This window comes from Amycolatopsis sp. NPDC051716 (assembly GCF_040681595.1).
In the GTDB taxonomy this organism is placed as follows: domain Bacteria; phylum Actinomycetota; class Actinomycetes; order Mycobacteriales; family Pseudonocardiaceae; genus Amycolatopsis.
Genome location: NZ_JBFAZA010000052.1, coordinates 48,330 through 54,329, shown reverse-complemented (window position 1 = coordinate 54,329; position 6,000 = coordinate 48,330). Strand labels below are relative to the sequence as shown.

The following is a 6,000-nucleotide window of genomic DNA, read 5'->3' as shown; positions in this document are numbered from 1 at the left end:
CGATCTTGGTCGACGCTGTTCTAGCAGGGACCCCGTTACCCATCTCACCGGGTTGACAGCTCCGCCCACTCCCTAACTTCCCGGCATTGGGGTTAGGCGGGTTCGAGCCGCGTGAACCGGCGGTCGTACAGGAGCGCGGCCGCCGCGAGCGCGGTGAAGAAGAGGCCGATGAAGACGCAGTTCAGCGCGACCTGGCCGTAGCCGAGGGCGCCCGCGTCGACGAACGGGTACGGGTAGAAGCCGGTGACCGCGCCACGCGGGAGCGTGAAGGCGAGCCAGGCCAGCGGGTAGAGCAGCGACCACCAGACCGTGCGCCACGTGAGAGCCCCGCGCGGGCCCGCCAGGAGCCAGCCGAGCACGAACAGGGCCGGGGTCACCTTGTGCAGCATCGTGTCGGAGAACAGCGGAAGTCCGTGCAGGTCGTACCGGCCGGCCAGGGCGACCTGGTAGACGATGCCGGTCACGATGATGCCGGCGAGCGCGTCGAGCCAGAGGACGGTGAACAGCCGCCCGCGCGCCCGGCCCAGCGCGACCAGCGCCGAGGTGAGCACGACCAGCAGGTTCGAGTCGATCGTGAAGAAGCAGAACAGGTTCGCGACCCGCCCGTCCGGGGCGCTCACGGTCGCGACGACCTGGGTGACGAGGCCGGCCAGGGCGACCACGGCGGTGACCGCGAACCAGGCGGGGGTGAACTTCTCGCTGCGCATCGCCGGAGCTTAGCTCCACTGTGGACATGAGTCGCGGACCGGCGAAGCCGCGGACCGCCGGGTGCGCCCCGGTGCCGTCCGCACCGGGGCGCCGGTCGTCACGCCGCGAGCAGCGAGTCCCGGAGCGCGACGAAGGCTTCGTACTCCGCCTTCTGCTCGACCGGCAGCTGGTAGGCGGCGGCCAGGAGCTTCGTCACGGACGGGAGGATGCTGAGCCGGAACGTCCGGCCCTCGGTCGTCTTGATGACGAACCGGCCCTGCAGGTCGCGCTTCTTGACCGAAGCCCGGTTGGCGTCGTCGATCGTCAGCGGCGTGCCCGCCGTGACGGTGCCGTTCTTCTCCTCGAGCGGAACGAGGACGAGATCGGTCTGCCCCGGCTTGAAGCCCAGGGCGAAGTTGGCGACCGAGGTGGTCCGGAAGACCAGGTAGTTCTTCTGCCTGATCTCCGCGGCGTACACCTTGGTGTAGCTCGCCCCGTCGGCGACGGCTCCGTCGAAGGCGGCGTGGATGGCCGCCTTCATCTGTTCCTTGCTGACCACTGCGTGCTCCTCCATGACCGCTCGGGAAGTGAGCGGGATCTCTGTGAAGGAGCGCACTCTAGGGATCATCGCCGTCGGCCATGGCGGGAAAATTCCCGTCAACTTCGGCCCTGAGCAGCACCCGGCGAACCGAGCGGCATCGGCCGTCGTCCACTTTGGCCGCGAAGGGCCGCGGGCACCAGCGACTTTCGTCTGTCCTTGCGTCAGCTCCCTTCCGAGCGGTCGCCGTGCAGCAGGCCGCGGACCGTGTCGATCGTGTCCGCGTCGGCCGGGTCCTTGTCCGGGCGGTAGCGGACCACCCGCGCGAACCGCAGCGCCAGACCACCCGGGTAGCGCGTGCTCACCTGCGCGCTGTCCAGCTCGATCTCCACCACGACCTCCGGCCGGACGTACACCGTCCAGTCGTCGCGGTGGGTCTCGATCTCCTGGAACGTCCTGGTCTGCCACGCCAGCAGCTCGTCGGTCATGCCCTTGAACGTCTTGCCCACCATGATCGGCGGGCCGCCGTCCGGGTCGCGCGCGCCCAGGTGCAGGTTGGACAGCGTGCCGGTGCGCCGGCCGTGACCCCACTCCGCCGCGAGCACCACCAGGTCGATCGTGTGCACCGGCTTGACCTTCAGCCACGCCCGCCCGCGCCGCCCGGCCGCGTACGGCGCGGCCAGGTCCTTGACCATCACCCCTTCGTGGCCCGCTTCCATCGCCGCTTCCAGGACCGAAGCGGCCCGCGAAGTGCCCACCTCGCCGGGGATCACGTGTGCCCCGGCGACCTTGCGCAGCGCCGCGTTGCGCTCCGACAGCGGCGCGTCCAGCAGGTCGACGCCGTCGAGGTGCAGGCAGTCGAAGAAGTACGGCCGCAGCAGCAGCGCCTTGACCTGCTCCTCGCGGGTGCTGCCGAACCGGCTCATCGTGTCCTGGAACGGCCGCGGCCGCCCGGCGTCGGTCAGCGCCAGCGTCTCGCCGTCGAGCACCACCGACTCGCACGGCAGCGCCCGCACGAGGTCCACCAGCTCCTGCACGCTCCCGGTGATCTCGCGCAGCGTCCGCGTCCAGACGTGCACCTCGTCGCCCTGGCGGTGCACCTGGATCCGCGCACCGTCCATTTTGTACTCGACGATCGCCTCGGCGTGCTCGGCGACGGCCTCGTCCAGCGACTCCGCCGGGGACGCCAGCATCGGCTTGATCGGCGTGCCGAGGGTGAGCCGGAACTCCGCCAGCGCGCCCGGGCCGCCGGTCATCGCCGCGACCCCGGTGACGCCGAGCTTCCCGGACAGCATGAAGGCCCGCCGCACCTCCTCGGCCGGCACCTCGGCCGCGGCGGCGATGGCGTCGACCATCACGCCTTCCAGCGCGCCCTGCCGCAACTCCCCGGTGACCAGCCGGAACAGGAACTGCTGCTCGTCCTTCGTCAGCCGTTCGAACAACGCCCGCAGCACTTCCTGCCGGCGCGTCGACGAACCCGTGCCCGCCGCGACCCCGGCCGCCGCGGTCAGCGCCGCGTCCACCTCCAGCACCGAGGCCACCGGTTCGGCGGCGGAGCCCGCGCCCAGCCCGGCCAGGGTGCGCCAGCCCGCACCCAGCCTGTCCTGCGCCGTCTGCCCGGTGAGGTACGCGATCACCGTGGGCAGCTCGGCGATCTCCGCCGCGCGCAGCACTTCGGCCAGGAGGGCGATCTTCGCCTTCCTGGACCTGGTCGCCGCCAGTTCGGCGGACGCGCGGACCAACTCGCTCAGCAGCACCCGGACATCATGACCCGGACCACCGACAGTTTCTAGTCGGCACTGTCAGGTCGGGCGAGCGTTTGTCCTGGTCAGCGGGGCCTCGGCAATCCAGCTGGCCAGCAAGCCGAGCGCGCGTTCGCTCGCCGACCCGGGTTCGGCGTGGTAGATCACCAGGCCCTGGTCCGGGTCGTCGGGCAGCCGCAGCGTCTCGTACCGCAGCCGCAGCTCGCCGACCACCGGGTTCATGATCAGCTTCCAGCCGCGGGCCTTCTCCTGGACCGCGTGCTCGGCCCACAGCTCCCGGAACCGCTCGCTCGCCAGCGAAAGCTCGCCGGCCAGCCGGGCGAAGTGCGGGTCATCGGGGTGCTTGCCGCTCTCGGCGCGCAGGTTGGCGACGACGTCCCGGCACACCTCGTCCCACTCCGGGTGCAGCTGCTTCGCGCGTTCGTCGGTGAAGACGAGCTTGGGCATGCTGAGCTCTTCGAGCCGGCCGAAGTCGAACGAGACCGCGCCGCCGAGGGCGTTCCAGGCCAGCACGTCCAGGTAGCGGCCGAAGACGAACGCGGGCGCCTGGACGGCGTCCAGCAGGTGCTGCAGCTCGGGCCGGACCCGCTGCGGCGCGCTCTTCTCCCGGCGCTTCGGCGCGGCGAGGTTGCGCAGGTACGACTCCTCGCCGGCGTCGAGACGCAGCGCGCGGGCCAGCGCGCCGAGGATCGCGTCCGAGACGTTCTTCCCGCGCCCCTGCTCCAGCCGCGTGTAGTAGTCGACGCTGATGCCGGCCAGCTGCGCCAGCTCCTCGCGGCGCAGGCCCTTGACCCGCCGCTGGGTGACCCCGGACGGCAGGCCGAGGTCGGCGGGGTCCAGGGCGGCGCGACGCGCTTTCAGGAAGGCGCCCAGCTCGGCGGCGTCGCTCATCAGTTGCCGCCGCGGGCCATGCGCAGCACGTCGAGGGCCTCGTCGAGCTGCTCCTCGGTGAGCTTGCCGTCCCGCACGTACCCGCGCTCGATGACGACCTCGCGGATCGTCTTCAGCTCCTTCAACGCCTGCTTCGCGACCGCGGCCGCCGCTTCGTAGCCGATGTACTTGTTCAACGGCGTCACGATCGACGGCGAACCTTCGGCGTAGGTCCGCGTGCGTTCCGCGTTCACCGTGATACCGGCGAACACCTTGTCCGCCAGCAGCCGCGAAACGGCCGCGAGCAGCCGCGCCGATTCGAGCACGTTCCGGGCGATCACGGGCAGGTTGACGTTCAGCTGGAAATTGCCCGCCGCGCCCGCGAACGCGACGGCCGCGTCGTTGCCGATCACCTGCGCGACCACCTGCAGCGTCGCCTCCGGGATCACCGGGTTCACCTTGCCCGGCATGATCGACGAGCCCGGCTGCAGGTCCGGCAGCGCCAGCTCGGCCAGGCCGGTGCGCGGCCCGGACCCCAGCCAGCGCAGGTCGTTGGCGATCTTGTTGAGCGACACGGCGACCGTGCGCAGGTGCCCGGACGTCTCGACGACGCTGTCCTGCGTCGCCTGCGCCTCGAAGTGGTCGCGGGCCTCGGTCAGCGGCAGCCCGGTCACCGTGGCGAGTTCCGCGGCGACCGACGAGCCGAAGCCGTCCGGCGCGTTCAGGCCCGACCCGACAGCCGTGCCGCCGATCGGCAGCTCGCCCAGCCGCGGCAGGCCCGACTTCAGCCGTTCGACGCCGAAGCGGACCTGGGACGCCCACGCGCCCGCCTCCTGCCCGAGCGTGATCGGCACCGCGTCCATCAGGTGCGTGCGGCCGGACTTCACCACGTCGGCCCACTCCGCGGCGCGCACCTCGATGGCGCCGGCGAGGTACTCCAGGGCCGGGATGACGTCCTTGAGCACGGCTTCGGTCGCGGCGACGTGGATGGTCGTCGGGAAGGTGTCGTTCGACGACTGCGACGCGTTGACGTGGTCGTTCGGGTGGACGTCCCGGCCGAGGGCGCGGGAGGCCAGCGTCGCGATGACCTCGTTGGCGTTCATGTTCGACGACGTCCCGGACCCGGTCTGGAAGACGTCGATCGGGAAGTGCGCGTCGTGGGCGCCGGCGGCGACCTCGTCGGCGGCGGCCGCGATGGCGTCCGCGACGTCGGCGTCGAGCACGCCCAGCTTGCGGTTCACGCGCGCGGCGGCGGCCTTGAGCAGGCCGAGCGCGCGGATCTGGGCGCGCTCCAGGCCCCGGCCGGAGATGGGGAAGTTCTCCACGGCCCGCTGGGTCTGCGCGCGGTAGAGCGCGTCGGCCGGCACGCGGACCTCGCCCATGGTGTCGTGTTCGATCCGGTATTCCTGATCAGCCATGACACCGATTCTGGACCTGTTCGCGAATCACCGCGGGGTGGCGTTGCGCACCCTGCGGCGTTCGCCGAGCACCGCGACGACGACGATCGCCGCCACCAGGCCGGCACCGCCCAGACCCGCGAAGACCAGGGCCACGGCCGGGTCCTGCCGTCCGGCGAGCTGCGTCGCGACGCGCCCGTCCGGGTCCTCGACGACGGCCACGCGGCTGCCGACCACCAGCCGCGTGTCGGTTCCCGGATCGAGCGAATCCGGGCTCCCGTCCGGGTTCCGCACGTCGTAGGTGTAGGCGGGCCCGCCTCTCAGCCGGTGCACGGACTCCGCGGTCACCAGCACTTCGACCGGCTTTCCCCGCGCAAGCAGGAGCTCGTCGCCGGCCGCGGTCCAGCCGCCCTGCACCGCGGCCAGCACCGGCAGCAGCCCGAGCAGCGCGAGCAGCAGGCCCGTCCGGGCCAGCCAGCGGCCGAACCCGATGAGGGCCGCGAAAGCGGCGATGACGAACGGAATGAAACCCACCGGCTCGGCGGACGGCAGCCCGAGCCACCCCGCGAAAACGAGCCAGCCGAGCAGCACCACGGCCGCCGCGGTCGCGCTCAGCAGTGTCCGCCGCACCCCCCACGGTGGGCGCCGGTCGTCCGGCCGCCGGTGTCGCACCCCGTCGAGTGAACTCCGATCCCGCTAGGATCGGGTGTGTTCTCGATCACCGCCATCCACCACTGGCTGGAGC

6 protein-coding genes are annotated in these 6,000 nt (G+C 71.7%); all 6 read right to left on the bottom strand.

The window, feature by feature from the left end; genetic code table 11:
* Nucleotides 1-92: 92 nt before the first annotated feature.
* The 6 genes from AB0M30_RS43425 to AB0M30_RS43400 all read right to left on the bottom strand — a co-directional run bounded on the left by AB0M30_RS43425 (nucleotide 93) and on the right by AB0M30_RS43400 (nucleotide 5,927).
* Nucleotides 93-707 (bottom strand): Pr6Pr family membrane protein, encoded by a 615-nt coding sequence (locus AB0M30_RS43425; protein WP_364597226.1) that lies wholly within the window; start codon nucleotides 705-707, stop codon nucleotides 93-95.
* Nucleotides 708-805: 98 nt separating this feature from the next.
* Nucleotides 806-1,246 (bottom strand): hypothetical protein, encoded by a 441-nt coding sequence (locus AB0M30_RS43420; RefSeq protein ID WP_364597224.1) that lies wholly within the window; start codon nucleotides 1,244-1,246, stop codon nucleotides 806-808.
* Nucleotides 1,247-1,449: 203 nt separating this feature from the next.
* Entirely contained in the window at nucleotides 1,450-2,982 is a 1,533-nt protein-coding gene (locus AB0M30_RS43415; RefSeq protein ID WP_364597221.1) for an ATP-dependent DNA ligase, read from the bottom strand.
* Nucleotides 2,983-3,027: 45 nt separating this feature from the next.
* A complete protein-coding gene (locus AB0M30_RS43410) occupies nucleotides 3,028-3,879 on the bottom strand; it encodes a helix-turn-helix transcriptional regulator (protein ID WP_364597218.1) in 852 nt (283 codons plus the stop codon).
* On the bottom strand, nucleotides 3,879-5,276 hold the full coding sequence (locus AB0M30_RS43405) for a class II fumarate hydratase (protein WP_364597215.1): 1,398 nt from the start codon (nucleotides 5,274-5,276) through the stop codon (nucleotides 3,879-3,881). Before AB0M30_RS43405 ends, AB0M30_RS43410 begins: the two co-directional genes overlap by 1 nt.
* A gap of 27 nt (nucleotides 5,277-5,303) precedes the next feature.
* The gene (locus AB0M30_RS43400) at nucleotides 5,304-5,927 is read right to left on the bottom strand and encodes a hypothetical protein (RefSeq protein WP_364597212.1); all 624 of its coding nucleotides are present in this window, start codon (nucleotides 5,925-5,927) and stop codon (nucleotides 5,304-5,306) included.
* Between the last annotated feature and the right edge of the window lie 73 nt (nucleotides 5,928-6,000).